Source organism: Mesorhizobium sp. M0601 (genome assembly GCF_040320845.1).
Lineage (GTDB): Bacteria > Pseudomonadota > Alphaproteobacteria > Rhizobiales > Rhizobiaceae > Mesorhizobium.
The window spans coordinates 18,600-32,924 of sequence record NZ_JAMYQK010000030.1 but is presented as its reverse complement, the minus strand read 5'-3'; the positions used below and the strand labels follow the sequence as shown (position 1 = coordinate 32,924).

Annotated in this window: 13 protein-coding genes; 12 read left to right on the top strand and 1 reads right to left on the bottom strand. The window is 63.0% G+C overall.

The features are described 5' to 3' along the window. Window positions 1–123 precede the first annotated feature (123 nt). Window positions 124–663 (top strand): protease inhibitor Inh/omp19 family protein, encoded by a 540-nt coding sequence (locus NKI41_RS23345; protein ID WP_352540820.1) that lies wholly within the window; start codon window positions 124–126, stop codon window positions 661–663. A 144-nt stretch (window positions 664–807) separates the two neighbouring features. Then, the gene (zapE, locus tag NKI41_RS23340; RefSeq protein WP_352685338.1) at window positions 808–2,010 is read left to right on the top strand and encodes a cell division protein ZapE; all 1,203 of its coding nucleotides are present in this window, start codon (window positions 808–810) and stop codon (window positions 2,008–2,010) included. A gap of 31 nt (window positions 2,011–2,041) precedes the next feature. Here zapE and NKI41_RS23335 read toward each other — a convergent pair whose 3' ends face one another. After that, the gene (locus tag NKI41_RS23335; protein WP_352685337.1) at window positions 2,042–2,470 is read right to left on the bottom strand and encodes a GNAT family N-acetyltransferase; all 429 of its coding nucleotides are present in this window, start codon (window positions 2,468–2,470) and stop codon (window positions 2,042–2,044) included. Window positions 2,471–2,702: 232 nt separating this feature from the next. Between NKI41_RS23335 and mdh the strand changes: the two genes are divergently transcribed. From mdh to lpdA, 10 genes are all read left to right on the top strand, one after another. After that, window positions 2,703–3,671 carry a malate dehydrogenase gene (gene mdh, locus NKI41_RS23330; RefSeq protein ID WP_352456335.1) on the top strand — a complete coding sequence of 323 codons (969 nt, stop codon included), beginning with the start codon at window positions 2,703–2,705 and terminating at the stop codon, window positions 3,669–3,671. A gap of 41 nt (window positions 3,672–3,712) precedes the next feature. Beyond that, window positions 3,713–4,906, top strand: coding sequence for an ADP-forming succinate--CoA ligase subunit beta (sucC, locus tag NKI41_RS23325; RefSeq protein ID WP_352685336.1), 1,194 nt, complete (start codon window positions 3,713–3,715; stop codon window positions 4,904–4,906). Between the two features lie 261 nt (window positions 4,907–5,167). After that, window positions 5,168–5,539: a cupin domain-containing protein gene (locus tag NKI41_RS23320; RefSeq protein WP_352540826.1), complete on the top strand. Its 372-nt coding sequence runs from the start codon at window positions 5,168–5,170 to the stop codon at window positions 5,537–5,539. Between the two features lie 2 nt (window positions 5,540–5,541). Continuing rightward, window positions 5,542–6,039 carry a DUF1579 family protein gene (locus NKI41_RS23315; RefSeq protein ID WP_352685335.1) on the top strand — a complete coding sequence of 166 codons (498 nt, stop codon included), beginning with the start codon at window positions 5,542–5,544 and terminating at the stop codon, window positions 6,037–6,039. Between the two features lie 12 nt (window positions 6,040–6,051). Continuing rightward, on the top strand, window positions 6,052–6,954 hold the full coding sequence (sucD, locus tag NKI41_RS23310) for a succinate--CoA ligase subunit alpha (RefSeq protein WP_352685334.1): 903 nt from the start codon (window positions 6,052–6,054) through the stop codon (window positions 6,952–6,954). 126 nt (window positions 6,955–7,080) lie between these two features. After that, entirely contained in the window at window positions 7,081–10,068 is a 2,988-nt protein-coding gene (locus NKI41_RS23305; protein WP_352615459.1) for a 2-oxoglutarate dehydrogenase E1 component, read from the top strand. Between the two features lie 29 nt (window positions 10,069–10,097). Beyond that, window positions 10,098–11,399, top strand: a complete 1,302-nt coding sequence (odhB, locus tag NKI41_RS23300; protein ID WP_352470805.1) for a 2-oxoglutarate dehydrogenase complex dihydrolipoyllysine-residue succinyltransferase — start codon at window positions 10,098–10,100, stop codon at window positions 11,397–11,399. Window positions 11,400–11,494: 95 nt separating this feature from the next. Next, window positions 11,495–11,950, top strand: a complete 456-nt coding sequence (locus NKI41_RS23295) for a hypothetical protein (protein WP_502901234.1) — start codon at window positions 11,495–11,497, stop codon at window positions 11,948–11,950. Continuing rightward, the gene (locus tag NKI41_RS23290; protein ID WP_352685332.1) at window positions 11,947–12,702 is read left to right on the top strand and encodes an SDR family oxidoreductase; all 756 of its coding nucleotides are present in this window, start codon (window positions 11,947–11,949) and stop codon (window positions 12,700–12,702) included. The genes NKI41_RS23295 and NKI41_RS23290 overlap by 4 nt, the downstream gene beginning before the upstream one ends. An 18-nt stretch (window positions 12,703–12,720) precedes the next feature. Further along, on the top strand, window positions 12,721–14,127 hold the full coding sequence (gene lpdA / locus NKI41_RS23285) for a dihydrolipoyl dehydrogenase (protein ID WP_352685331.1): 1,407 nt from the start codon (window positions 12,721–12,723) through the stop codon (window positions 14,125–14,127). Window positions 14,128–14,325: the final 198 nt, after the last annotated feature.

Sequence of the window (14,325 nt, the reverse complement as noted above, 5' to 3'; positions counted from 1 at the left end):
CAACATTACCGGCGCAAACCGTATTTTAACCATATCGGGTTGAAATTTCGCCACCTTCTCCATCTTGGTGAGGGGGACATTGCGCGGACGGCATCCCCAGCCCGATCCGACGGAGGTTGAAGAATGAAATTTTCGAAAACCGGCCCGCTGGCCGTATCGTTGGCCGTGCTCGTTGCGAGCGGCTGTTCAACCTCACGGTTCACATCGATGGACGAGCAGCAGCCGGCGCCGCTGGAAGCTGCGCCCGCCGGCAAGGTGACTGCAAACCAGCTGCCGCCACCGGCGACACCCGGCCCGGCCGACCCGTCGAAATTTCCGACCGCGCCGCAGAACACGCAGGTCGCCTCGCTGCCGCCCGACGGGACCGCGCCGGCCGGTGCGGCCGACCTGACCGCGTCCAGCGTCGCCGGTGTTTGGAAGGCAAGCGTGTCCGGCCAGAGCTGTCAGGTGGCGACGCCGCAGACCAAATTCGGGTCGGGCTACCGCGCCGGACCGCTGCATTGCCCGGCGCCGCTCGATGGCATCAAATCCTGGAACGTCGCCGGCAAGCAACTGACGCTCTACGACGAGAATGGCGGCACGCTGGCACGGCTTTATTCCTCAGGCGGCGAGAAATTCGACGGCCAGACTTCCAACGGCCTGCCGATCTCGCTTACAAGGTAAGAAAACGGCCCTCATTGTTACGCAATTCCGGACGGAAAACCGTTACACACTTTTCTTGGAATTGCTCTCTTTTGTTTTTTACGCAATTCCGGACAGAAAACCGCTGCACACTTTTCTTGGAATTGCTCCGGAACGACGTGACCAATGCATCTGCGTGACGGCCTCCAGACTCATGCGACCGTCAAGCAGCGCTATGACCATCTGGTCGAGACGGGCGCCATCGGGCGCGATCCGGCGCAGGAGCGGATCGCCGCTGCGCTCGACCGGCTGATCGAAGAGATATCGGCAAAGCGGCTGGCGCAGAAATCAAGCGCGCTGGGGTGGTTGTTCGCCCGCAAGCGCGAGGTGCACGAGGCGGTCAAGGGCCTTTATATCCATGGCGGCGTCGGCCGCGGCAAGACCATGCTGATGGACATGTTTTTCGAGCTGCTGCCGGTGCGGCGCAAGCGCCGGGTGCATTTCAACGACTTCATGGCCGACGTGCAGGACCGCATCCAGAAGCACCGACAGGCTCGCAAGAACGGCACGGCCAAGGAGGACGATCCGATCCCGCCGGTGGCGCGCGCGCTGGCCGAGGAAGCCTGGGTGCTATGCTTCGACGAGTTCTCCGTCACCGACATCGCCGATGCGATGATCCTGTCAAGGTTGTTTTCGGCGTTGTTTGCCAATGGCGTGGTGCTGGTTGCCACTTCCAATGTCGCGCCGCAGGATCTCTACCGCGACGGCCTGAACCGTCAGTTGTTTTTGCCGTTTGTCGCTATCCTGGAGCGCCACGCGCAGGTGCTGGCGCTGGACGCCGATAAAGACTACCGCCTCGACAAGCTCAGCCGCATGCCGGTCTACATCACCGCGGCCGATGCCGCCGCCGACCATGCGCTCGACGACGCGTGGGCGGTGATGACGCATGGCAGGCCGACGGCCGAGACGATGCTGACGGTGAAGGGCCGGCACGTCGTGGTGCCGCGTTCTGCCGGCGAGGCGGCGCGGTTTTCCTTCGCCGATCTCTGCGAGAGGCCGCTCGGCGCCCGCGACTATCTTGCCATTGCCAGCCGTTTCTCGACCATTTTCATCGACCGTGTGCCGGTGCTCGGCGAAGGCAAGCGCAACGAAGCCAAGCGCTTCATCCTGCTGGTCGATACGCTCTACGATCATCATGTACGGCTGGTGCTGAGCGCCGCGGCACCGCCGGCGCAGCTCTATACGGCCAAGCGCGGCAACGAAGTCTTCGAGTTCGAGCGCACCGCATCGCGGCTGATCGAGATGCAGAGCCACGACTGGCTGGAGAACTGGGCGGAGAGGCAGGGGGCGCAGGGATCATCGACCGAGGCACGGCAGGCTCAGGCGTGAGGGATAGTACAGAAGGGGTCGCTGCCGCCGGCTATAACCGATAAACATACATGACGAACCCCTCCGCCGGTCCATGCGGCTCTTTTCGCGACTCGTAAAGTGCGCGAGCAGCAACATTGTCCGGGTCGGTGCCGACCCACGCCTCCTCACAGCCATGCTCGCGACCGCGTGCCAGCATGGCGCCGAGCATCCTCGTCGCAATGCCTAGGCGTTGAAAGGCCGGCGCCACGCCGACCTCGTCTATGTAGAGTTCGCTCACCTTGTCCGGGTGGCGGTGGATGACGGCTGCGCATTGGCCAACGACGATGCCGTCGGCGAGGTTCACGACCATGAAATGACCGGGCCCCGCGAGATAGGCGGAGAGCCGATCCGGCCTGACCGGCTCGTCGAAGACTTCGTCGGCAACCCGCATCACAAGGGCGTCATCGCCAGGAAACGGCCTTCTGATTTCCACTGCCATTGTGTAGAATTCCTCTAGTCGGCTTCAGAATTTTGACATTTACGTAATTCCCATTGTTTCTAACCGATTGAAATTACTCACTCCAAAATAATCGTTTGAATTTTTGTGCGGCCGGGGCTATTTCGTGCGGCGAATTTCGCGGTTCCGCAGCATTCCGGCCTCTTCCTCCGACGCCGTCATCAAATCGTCAAGGATTTGGGCGCCGTCATAGTCAAAGGGAAAACATCCTGACATGGCACGCAACAAGATAGCGCTCATCGGCTCGGGCATGATCGGCGGCACCCTCGCCCACATGGTCGGCCTCAAGGATCTCGGCGACGTCGTGCTGTTCGATATCGCCGAAGGCATCCCCCAAGGCAAGGGACTGGACATCGCGCAGTCGTCGCCGGTCGATGGGTTCGACTCGAGGCTGACCGGCGTCAACGACTATGCCGGCATCGAGGGCGCCGATGTCTGCATCGTCACCGCCGGCGTGCCGCGTAAGCCCGGCATGAGCCGCGACGATCTTCTAGGCATCAATCTGAAGGTGATGGAGCAGGTCGGCGCCGGCCTCAAGAAATACGCGCCGAAAGCCTTCGTCATCTGCATCACCAATCCGCTCGACGCCATGGTCTGGGCGCTGCAGAAGTTTTCCGGCCTGCCCAAGAGCCATGTCGTCGGCATGGCCGGCGTGCTCGACAGTTCGCGCTTTCGTTATTTCCTGGCCGAGGAATTCAAGGTCTCGGTCGAGGACGTCACCGCCTTCGTGCTCGGCGGCCATGGCGATTCCATGGTGCCGATGATCCGCTATTCGACGGTTGCCGGCATCCCGCTGCCCGACCTCATCAAGATGGGCTGGACCTCGAAAGAGCGGCTCGACCAGATCGTGCAACGCACCCGCGACGGCGGCGCCGAGATCGTCGGCCTGCTCAAGACCGGCTCTGCCTTTTATGCGCCGGCCGCCTCGGCCATCGCCATGGCCGAAGCCTATCTCAAGGACAAGAAGCGGGTGCTGCCCTGTGCGGCGTACCTCTCCGGCCAATATGGCGTCAAGAACACCTATGTCGGCGTTCCCGTGGTAATCGGCGCCGGCGGCGTCGAGCGGATCATCGAGATCGAGCTCGCGAAGAGCGAGCAGAAGATGTTCGACAATTCGGTCGCGGCGGTGCAGGGCCTGTGCGACGCCTGCGTCAAGATCGCTCCGCATCTCGCGGCCAAGTAAGCCGGTAACCAAGCCCGCCAAGCAAGCTGGAGACATAGCGCATGAACATCCATGAATATCAGGGCAAGGCGCTGCTGAAAGGCTTTGGCGCACCCGTGGCCGAGGGCGTGCCGGTGTTCAAGGCGAGCGAGGCGGAAGCTGCCGCCAAGGCGCTGCCCGGCCCACTCTATGTGGTCAAGAGCCAGATCCATGCCGGCGGCCGCGGCAAGGGCAAGTTCAGGGAGCTCGGGCCCGATGCCAAGGGCGGCGTCAGGCTGGCGAAGTCGGTGGCCGAGGTCGTCGCCAACGCCGAGGAGATGCTCGGCCATACGCTGGTCACCAAGCAGACCGGCCCGGCCGGCAAGCAGGTCAACCGGCTCTATATCGAGGACGGCGCCGACATCGAGCGCGAGCTCTATCTGTCGATCCTGGTCGACCGCTCGGTCGGGCGCGTCGCCTTCGTCGTCTCGACCGAGGGCGGCATGGACATCGAGGCGGTCGCCCACGACACGCCGGAAAAGATCATCACCGTCGCCATCGACCCGGAAAAGGGCGTGACTGCGGACGATGTGAGGAAGCTCAACGCGGCGCTGAAGCTCGACGGCGACGCCGCCAAGGATGGCGCGACGCTGTTCCCCATCCTCTACAAGGCGTTTGTCGAGAAGGACATGAGCCTGCTCGAGGTCAACCCTTTGATCGTCATGAGGAGCGGCCGGCTGCGCGTTCTCGACGCCAAAGTGTCGTTCGACAACAATGCGCTGTTTCGCCACCCGGACGTGCTCGAATTGCGCGACACCACCGAAGAGGACGAGAAGGAGATCGAGGCGTCGAAATACGACCTCGCCTATGTCGCGCTCGACGGCAATATCGGCTGCATGGTCAACGGCGCCGGCCTCGCCATGGCAACGATGGACATCATCAAGCTTTATGGCGCCGAGCCCGCCAACTTCCTCGATGTCGGCGGCGGCGCGTCGAAAGAAAAGGTGACGGCGGCGTTCAAGATCATCACCAAGGATCCGGCGGTCAAAGGCATTCTGATCAACATCTTCGGCGGCATCATGAAATGCGACATCATCGCCGAGGGCGTCATCGCAGCAGTCAAGGAGGTCGGCCTGCAGGTGCCGCTGGTGGTGCGGCTGGAAGGCACCAATGCCGAGCTCGGCAAGAAGATCATCAACGACAGCGGGCTAAACGTGGTGTCGGCCGATGACCTCGATGACGCAGCCAAGAAGATTGTCGCGGCGGTGAAGGGCTGAGCATTTGGAAAACGCTCCGTTTGCCCATCCAATATGGTCAATATTTATGATTGCCATGGGTATCGGCGGACTGTGGGCCTTTCCCGAGCGGAGAAAGATGTCGGAAAAGATGCGCCGCCACACCTCGTTCAGAATTGTTCTTCCAAGATCGCTTGACCTTGGGGTGCATCTTGGCGTGAGCGTCATTCTCTTCTTGGTGGGCCTCCTGTTGCTGTTTCGGATTATCCAGTGAGAACAGAGCGAGTCAGAGGTCGATAGGCGATGCCTCCGCACAAGATAAACCTCGTCGAGGCGGCGGATCAGAAGATCAAGAAGGTCTTCGATCCGCATATCGCCGGCGACGTGAACGACAGCCAGGTCAAGATCGCCAAGTTCGGCGATGTCTTCGACTGGCACGCGCATGACAATGAAGACGAAGCATTCCTGGTGCTGCGCGGCCGCATCGCCATCGATTTCCGCGACGGCACGGTTGAGCTTGGCAGCGGCGAGTTCATCGTTGTGCCGCGCGCCGTCGAGCACCGTCCGCGCTCACTGAGCGAGGAGCCTGTCGTGCTGATGTTCGAGCCGGCGACGACGCTCAACACCGGCAACGCTAAGAGCGACCTCACCGTCGCCGATCTCAAGCGGCTCTGACCATGAACGCTGCGCCCTTCTCCTCACTCTCGGCCGATCACCAGCGCCTGCGGGCGCTGGTCGGAGCGTGGCGCGGCGAGGAAGAGGTGTCGGCCACGAAATGGGCCGATGCCGGAACAGCGAGTTCGGAAATACTGGCAGAGGCACAGTTCGGCGGCCTGTTCGTAGTGCAGCGCTATCGCCAGCGCCGCGACGGCACGGTTTCGTTCGGCGCGTACAGCGTGTTCGGCTTCGACCAGCAAAACAAAATCGTCACCATGCACCAGTTCGATTCGATGGGTTTCGTGCCGATGTCGCCGGCCAAAGGCAGCTGGAACGGCACGGAGCTGGTTCTGGAGCGGTCGTCGCAGCGCGGCTCCGCGCATGTGACTTATATTTTCGACAATGCCGATGCCTTCCGCATGCGACTGCATTTCAAACCTGCCGGCGGCGATGGCTGGCAAGACATGGTGAGCGGCGTCTATCGGCGCGTCTCGCCTTCCTCGATCAACGGTTTTTAGAAAAGGGCTCCGATGTCCATTCTCGTCGACAAGAACACCAAGGTGCTGGTGCAGGGCCTGACCGGCAAGACCGGCACGTTTCACACTGAACAGGCGCTCGCCTATCACGGCACAAAGATGGTCGGCGGCATCCACCCCAAGAAGGGCGGCGAAACCTGGACCGGCGCCAAGGGCGAGACGCTTCCGATCTTCGCCACCGTAGCCGAAGGCAAGGCCAGGACCGGCGCCAACGCTTCGGTCGTCTACGTGCCGCCGGCGGGTGCTGCCGAAGCGATCCTGGAAGCGATCGAGGCCGAGATCCCGCTGATCGTCTGCATCACCGAGGGCATACCGGTGATGGACATGATCAAGGTCAAGGCGAGGCTCGACCGTTCGACGTCGCGGCTGATCGGGCCGAACTGCCCCGGCGTGCTGACCCCCGACGAATGCAAGATAGGCATCATGCCCGGCAACATCTTCCGCAAGGGCTCGGTCGGCGTTGTTTCCCGCTCGGGAACGCTTACCTATGAGGCGGTGTTCCAGACCACCAATGTCGGCCTCGGCCAGACCACCGCCGTCGGCATCGGCGGCGACCCGGTCAAAGGCACGGAGTTCATCGACGTGCTGGAGATGTTCCTCGCCGACGACGAGACCAAGTCGATCATCATGATCGGTGAAATCGGCGGTTCGGCCGAGGAAGACGCCGCGCAATTCCTCAAGGACGAGGCAAAGCGCGGCCGCAGCAAGCCGATGGCCGGCTTCATCGCCGGGCGCACCGCGCCGGCGGGCCGCACCATGGGCCATGCGGGCGCGGTCATCTCCGGCGGCAAGGGCGGCGCGGAAGACAAGATCGCGGCGATGGAATCGGCCGGCATCAAGGTTTCGCCGTCGCCGGCCCGGCTCGGCACGACGCTGGTCGAGGCGATCAAGGGTTAGGGGAGTAAGGGAGTGCGGGAATAGGGGAGTAGGGAACAAGACGAGGGCATTTGCCCTACTCCCTTACTCCCCTATTCCCTTACTCCCCTCCAACAAAGGAGACGAAGCAAAGGCTTCGACAGTGACATGGCAAGACAAGATCAGGCCAACGACCAATTTTCGCTTACCTCTTTCCTCTATGGCGGCAATGCCGATTACATCGACGCGCTCTATGCCGCCTATGAGGACGATCCCGCGTCGGTCGATCCCGAATGGCAGGACTTCTTCGCGGCGCTGAAGGATGACGCCGGCGACGTGCGCAGGAACGCCAAGGGCGCCTCTTGGGCCAAGCCCTCCTGGCCGATGCAGGCCAATGGCGAGCTGGTCTCGGCGCTGGACGGCAATTGGGGCCTGGTCGAAAAGCACATCGAAAAAAAGGTCAAGGACAGGGCGGTCGGCAACGGCGCAGCGCTTTCCGACGCCGACGTGCATCAGGCGACGCGCGATTCCGTCCGCGCCATCATGATGATCCGCGCCTTCCGCATGCGCGGCCATTTGCACGCCAATCTCGATCCGCTGGGCATTGCCAAGCCGCTCGAGGATTATAACGAGCTGTCGCCGGAGAATTACGGCTTCACCGAAGCCGATTACGACCGGCCGATCTTCCTCGACAATGTGCTCGGGCTGGAATTCGGCACCATCCGGCAGATGCTCGATATCCTGACCCGGACCTATTGCTCGACGCTCGGCGTCGAATTCATGCATATTTCCGATCCCGAGGAGAAGGCCTGGATCCAGGCGCGCATCGAGGGCACCGACAAGGAGATCTCCTTCACCGCCGCCGGCAAGAAGGCGATCCTGCAGAAGCTTGTCGAGGCGGAAGGCTTCGAGCAATTCATCGATGTCAAGTACAAGGGCACCAAGCGCTTCGGCCTCGATGGCGGCGAGTCGCTGATCCCGGCGCTGGAGCAGATCATCAAGCGCGGCGGCCAGCTCGGCATGAAGGAGATCGTGCTCGGCATGGCGCATCGCGGCCGGCTGAACGTGCTGTCGCAGGTGATGGCCAAGCCGCACCGCGCCATTTTCCATGAGTTCAAGGGCGGCTCCGCCGCGCCCGACGAGGTCGAGGGCTCGGGCGACGTGAAGTACCATCTCGGTGCCTCGTCGGATCGCGAGTTCGACGGCAACAAGGTGCATCTGTCGCTGACCGCCAATCCCTCGCATCTGGAAATCGTCGACCCGGTGGTGATGGGCAAGGCGCGCGCCAAACAGGACTATCTGTTCGGCCGCAGCCGCGAGGAGATCGTGCCGCTGGAAGAGCGTGCTAAGGTGCTGCCCTTGCTGCTGCATGGCGACGCCGCCTTTGCCGGCCAGGGCGTGATTGCCGAAATCCTCGGCCTGTCGGGCCTGCGCGGCCACCGCGTCGCCGGCACGCTGCATTTCATCATCAACAACCAGATCGGCTTCACCACCAACCCGCGCTTCTCGCGCTCGTCGCCCTATCCGTCCGACGTGGCCAAGATGATCGAGGCGCCGATCTTCCACGTCAATGGCGACGATCCGGAAGCCGTGGTCCATGCGACCAAGGTGGCGATCGAATTCCGCATGAAGTTCCACAAGCCTGTCGTGGTGGACATGTTCTGCTACCGCCGCTTCGGCCACAATGAGGGCGACGAGCCCGCCTTCACCCAACCGATCATGTATCGCAAGATCCGCAACCAGAAGACGACGGTGCAGATCTATGCCGACCGGCTGATTTCCGAAGGCCACATCACCCAGGCCGAGTTCGAAAAGATGAAGGCCGATTGGCGGGCGCATCTCGAGCAGGAATTCGAGGTGGGCCAGCATTACAAGCCGAACAAGGCGGACTGGCTGGACGGCGCGTGGTCCGGCCTGCGCTCGGCCGACAACCAGGACGAACAGCGGCGCGGCAAGACCGCCGTGCCGGTCAAGATGCTGAAGGAGATCGGCAAGAAACTGACCGAGGTGCCGAAGGATTTCGAGGCGCACAGGACGATCATCCGCTTCCTCGACAACCGCCGCCAGGCGATCGAGTCCGGCGAAGGCATCGACTGGTCGACGGCCGAGGCGCTGGCCTTCGGCGCCATCCTGCTCGACGGCAATCCGATCCGGCTGTCCGGACAGGATTCGGAGCGCGGCACCTTCTCGCAGCGCCATTCCGTGCTCTACGACCAGCGCGACGAGACACGCTACATTCCGCTCAACAATCTGTCGGCTGCGCAGGCCGGCTTCGAGGTCATCAACTCGATGCTGTCGGAAGAGGCCGTGCTCGGCTTCGAATATGGCTACTCGCTGGCCGAGCCGAAGGCGCTGACGCTGTGGGAAGCGCAGTTCGGCGACTTCGCCAACGGCGCCCAGGTGGTGTTCGACCAGTTCATCTCGTCGGGCGAGCGCAAATGGCTCAGAATGTCGGGCCTCGTCTGCCTGCTGCCGCATGGCTATGAAGGCCAGGGGCCGGAGCATTCGTCGGCCCGGCTCGAGCGCTTCCTGCAGCTTTGTGCCGAAGACAACATGCAGGTCGCCAACGTCACGACGCCGGCCAATTACTTCCACATCTTGCGCCGGCAATTGAAGCGGGACTTCCGTAAGCCGCTGATCCTGATGACGCCGAAGTCGCTGCTGCGCCACAAGCGGGCGGTATCGACGCTGCCGGAAATGTCGGGCGAAAGCGCCTTTCACCGGCTGTTGTGGGACGACGCGCAGCTGCTGTCAGGCCAGGCCATCAAGCTCACCAAGGATTCGAAAATCCGCCGTGTCGTGCTCTGTTCGGGCAAGGTCTATTACGACCTCTACGAAGAGCGCGAGAAGCGCGGCATCAACGACATCTATTTGCTGCGCGTCGAGCAGCTCTATCCGTTCCCGGCCAAGGCGCTGATCACCGAACTGTCGCGCTTTCGCAATGCCGAGATGGTGTGGTGCCAGGAGGAGCCCAAGAACATGGGCGCATGGTCGTTCATCGACCCGTATCTCGAATGGGTGCTGGCGCATATCGACGCCAAGCATCAGCGGGTGCGCTATACAGGCCGGCCAGCCGCCGCCTCGCCGGCGACCGGATTGATGTCGAAGCATCTCGCCCAGCTTGCCGCCTTGCTCGACGACGCGCTTGGTGAATAGAACAGAACCGAAAGAAACGGACAGGCACAATGGCAACCGAAATCCGCGTCCCGACACTTGGTGAATCCGTCACCGAGGCGACCATCGGCAAATGGTTCAAGAAGGTCGGCGACGCGATCGCCGCCGATGAGCCGCTGGTTGAGCTCGAAACCGACAAGGTGACGGTGGAAGTGCCGGCCGCCGCCGCGGGCACGCTCGCCGAGATCGCCGTCAAGGAAGGCGAGACGGTCGGCGTCGGCGCACTGCTCGGCACGATTTCGGCGGGCGCCGGCGCGGCAGCCAATGCCGCCGCCGCTCCGGCGGACAAACAGGATGCGGTATCGCAGGCTTCGGCTCCCACCGCAGCCTCGAGCGTCAAGCAGGCCGCTGCCGAGACGGCCAAGATCGCCGGCGACGCCGGCGCGATCGAGACGCGCACAATGCCGCCGGCGCCGTCGGCGGCAAAGCTGCTGGCCGAGCACAATCTCGCGGTCGACCAGGTATCGGGCTCGGGCAAGCGCGGCCAGGTGCTGAAAGGCGACGTGCTCGACCTTATCGCCAGGGGCGCGCCGTCGCAGCCGGCCGAAATGCCGAAGGCAGCGCCTGTACCGGCACCCGTTGCCGCGCGCGCGCCGTCCCCGGCCGACGATGCGTCGCGCGAGGAGCGCGTGCGCATGACCAAGCTGCGCCAGACCATCGCGCGCCGCCTCAAGGAAGCGCAATCGACCGCCGCCATGCTGACCACCTTCAACGAGGTCGACATGAGCGCGGTGATGGCGCTGAGGGGCAAATACAAGGACGTGTTCGAGAAGAAGCACGGCGTGAAGCTCGGCTTCATGGGCTTCTTCACCAAGGCCGTCACCCATGCGCTGAAAGAGATCCCGTCGGTCAATGCCGAGATCGACGGCACCGACATCATCTTCAAGAACTACGCTCATATCGGCGTTGCCGTCGGTACAGAGAAAGGCCTTGTCGTGCCGGTTGTGCGCAATGCCGACCAGATGTCCATCGCCGAAATCGAGAAGGACATCGGCAGGCTGGGGCTTGCGGCGCGCGACGGCAAGCTCTCCGTCGCCGATATGCAAGGCGGCACGTTCACGATTTCCAACGGTGGTGTTTACGGGTCGCTGATGTCGACGCCGATCCTCAATGCGCCGCAGTCGGGCATTTTGGGCATGCACAAGATCCAGGAGCGGCCAGTGGTGGTCGGCGGCCAGATCGTCATCCGGCCGATGATGTATCTGGCGCTGTCCTACGACCACCGCATCGTCGACGGCAAGGAAGCGGTGACCTTCCTGGTGCGGGTCAAGGAAAGCCTGGAGGATCCTGAGCGGCTGGTGCTCGACCTCTAGGGGCGGCCGACGTGAGCCGGAGCATGGATCTGCGCCGCCGGATGAGTTCGTCTCGTTTCCGGTCCGGTTTGTTTGTCACAATCTGCGCAGTCGGCGTGCAGACGGTCTCCGCCGCGCACGCCGCCTGCCCGCTCGAGCTCGCCGTCTATGGCGATCCTGAAAACGCCGCCGAGATCGATTTCAGGCCGACCGGCGAGTCGGCCGCCGTCACCAACAGCTTCAAGATGGTGCTCGACAAGGGCGTCGTGCTCGACGGCATCGTCATGTGGACCGAGAGCGCGGCGCGGCCGCATGGCTCGCTGATGTACAAATGCCCGGCCGGCGACGTCACCGGCGACGAGCTCGCCGCCTGCACCGTGTGGGAGGGCGTCATCTACACTGCCGACGACCAGGGCAATATCGCGTTGCTGCCGGGCGAAGGAAAGGATGCGCCGAAGAAGCTGATCCTGCCCGATCTGGGAGCGTCGTTGCAGATGTCGGCGGCCTACGGCGCCAACGGCTTTTCCAAGGTGCCCTGGGACGTCTTTGCCCTGAAAGGATGTCAGGAATGAGCGCGAGCGGAAAGATCCTGCTGGTGACCGGCGGCAGCCGCGGCATCGGCGCCGCTACATGCAGGCTTGCCGCCAGGGCCGGCTATCGTATTGCGGTCAATTACATGTCGAATGCAAAAGCCGCCGAAACGGTGGTCGCCGACATCGAGGCTGCTGGCGGAGAAGCCTTTGCGGTCAAGGGCGATGTCGGCAGCGAGACGGACGTGTTGGCCATGTTCGAGGCTGTCGATGCCCGTTTCGGTCGGCTCGACGCGCTCGTCAACAATGCCGGCGTGGTCGACCAGAGCGCGCGCGTCGACGAGCTGAGCGCTGCGAGGCTGGAGCGCATGATGCGCATCAATGTGATCGCGCCGATGCTTTGCGCCCGCGAGGCGGTGAAGCGGATGTCGACCAGGCATGGCGGCAAGGGTGGTGCCATCGCCAATGTTTCTTCGATCGCGGCAAGGCTTGGCGGGCCGGGTCAATATGTCGACTACGCCGCCTCCAAGGGCGCGGTCGATTCCTTCACCATCGGGCTTGCGCGCGAAGTGGCCGGCGAAGGCATTCGTGTCAACGCGGTCAGCCCGGGCATCATCGACACCGAAATTCATGCCTCCGGCGGGCAGCCGGACCGCGTCGAGAGAATGCGCAAGGTGGTGCCCATGCAGCGCGTCGGCACCGCCGAGGAAGTCGCAGCCGCAATTCTCTGGCTGCTGTCGGACGAGGCGTCCTACGCAACCGGCGCCAATCTGGAAATCGGCGGCGGCCGCTAAAGCAAAAGGGACAGTATCATGGCCTATGACGTCGTTATCATCGGATCGGGACCAGGCGGCTATGTCTGCGCCATCAAGGCGGCGCAGCTCGGTCTGAAGACGGCGGTGGTCGAAAAGAACCCGACCTTCGGCGGTACCTGCCTCAACATCGGCTGCATCCCGTCAAAGGCGCTGCTGCATGCCTCCGAGATGTTTGCCGAGGCCGGCCATTCCTTCGAGGCGCTCGGCGTCGAGATCGGCGCGCCCAAGCTCAACCTTGGGAAGATGATGGCACACAAGGATGCGACGGTGACGGCCAACGTCAATGGCGTCGCCTTCCTGTTCAAGAAGAACAAGATCGACAGTTTTCGTGGCACCGGCAAGGTGGTTGCGGCCGGCAAGGTGTCGGTGACCTCCGATGACGGCAAGGTCGAGGAGATCGAGACCAAGAACATCGTCATCGCCACCGGCTCCGACGTCGCCGGCATTCCCGGCGTCAAGGTCGATTTCGATGAGAAGGTGATCGTCTCGTCGACCGGCGCGCTGTCGCTGGACAAGGTGCCGGGCCATCTGGTGGTGGTCGGCGGTGGTGTCATCGGTCTGGAGCTCGGCTCGGTATGGGCGCGGCTCGGCGCCAAGGTCACCGTGGTCGAGTTCCTCGACACCATCCTGGGCGGCATGGATGGCGAGGTCTCCAAGCAGTTCCAGCGCCTGCTGTCGAAGCAGGGCTTTGAATTCAGGCTGAGCGCCAAGGTGACCGGCGTCGCCAAGGCAAAGAAGGGGGCGACGGTTACCTTCGAGCCGGTCAAGGGCGGAGCAGCTGAGACGATCGAGGCGGACGCGGTGCTCATTGCGACGGGACGACGGGCCTATTCGGACGCTCTCGGGCTGAAGGAGGCCGGCGTCGACGTCGACGAGCGCGGCCGGGTCAAGACCGACGGCCATCTCAGGACCAACGTGCCCGGCATCTACGCCATCGGCGATGTCATCGCCGGGCCGATGCTTGCCCACAAGGCCGAAGACGAGGGCGTGGCGGTGGCCGAGACCATCGCCGGCCAGGCCGGTCATGTGAACTATGACGTGATTCCGAGCGTCGTCTACACCACGCCGGAAATCGCCACGATCGGCAAGACCGAAGAAGAATTGAAGAAGGCCGGCATCGACTACAAGGCCGGAAAATTCCCGTTCAGCGCCAATGGCCGCGCGCGCGCCATGCTGCACACCGACGGCTTTGTGAAAATCCTTGCCGACAAGGCCAGCGACCGTGTACTCGGCGTCCACATCGTCGGCTTCGGCGCCGGCGAGATGATCCACGAGGCGGCCGTGCTGATGGAATTTGGCGGCTCGTCGGAAGACCTAGCCCGCACCTGTCACGCCCATCCAACAATGTCGGAAGCGGTAAAGGAGGCGGCATTGGCGACGTTCTTCAAGCCGATCCATATCTGAGCGGTTGAATCGCAGGCGACGGTGGCGATTGGCGAAATAGCCAATCTCCCCCAAGTGGCCCCAACTGGGGAGATGTCCGGCAGGACAGAGAGGGGCGCGAAGGATCACCACAGACGGCTTCCATTCTCAACCGCAGATGGATTCCAGGGTCTCCGCGATGTCGCTTCGCTCCTGCTCCGCGCTGGATGACGAAGATGA

Coding starts and splice junctions, on each gene's coding strand:
- lpdA (WP_352685331.1), top strand. CDS start 12,721: ATGGCCTATGACGTCGTTATCATCGGATCGGGACCAGGCGGCTATGTC.
- zapE (WP_352685338.1), top strand. CDS start 808: ATGCATCTGCGTGACGGCCTCCAGACTCATGCGACCGTCAAGCAGCGC.
- sucD (WP_352685334.1), top strand. CDS start 6,052: ATGTCCATTCTCGTCGACAAGAACACCAAGGTGCTGGTGCAGGGCCTG.
- NKI41_RS23345 (WP_352540820.1), top strand. CDS start 124: ATGAAATTTTCGAAAACCGGCCCGCTGGCCGTATCGTTGGCCGTGCTC.
- NKI41_RS23335 (WP_352685337.1), bottom strand. CDS start 2,470: ATGGCAGTGGAAATCAGAAGGCCGTTTCCTGGCGATGACGCCCTTGTG.
- NKI41_RS23305 (WP_352615459.1), top strand. CDS start 7,081: ATGGCAAGACAAGATCAGGCCAACGACCAATTTTCGCTTACCTCTTTC.
- mdh (WP_352456335.1), top strand. CDS start 2,703: ATGGCACGCAACAAGATAGCGCTCATCGGCTCGGGCATGATCGGCGGC.
- NKI41_RS23315 (WP_352685335.1), top strand. CDS start 5,542: ATGAACGCTGCGCCCTTCTCCTCACTCTCGGCCGATCACCAGCGCCTG.
- sucC (WP_352685336.1), top strand. CDS start 3,713: ATGAACATCCATGAATATCAGGGCAAGGCGCTGCTGAAAGGCTTTGGC.
- NKI41_RS23290 (WP_352685332.1), top strand. CDS start 11,947: ATGAGCGCGAGCGGAAAGATCCTGCTGGTGACCGGCGGCAGCCGCGGC.
- NKI41_RS23320 (WP_352540826.1), top strand. CDS start 5,168: ATGCCTCCGCACAAGATAAACCTCGTCGAGGCGGCGGATCAGAAGATC.
- odhB (WP_352470805.1), top strand. CDS start 10,098: ATGGCAACCGAAATCCGCGTCCCGACACTTGGTGAATCCGTCACCGAG.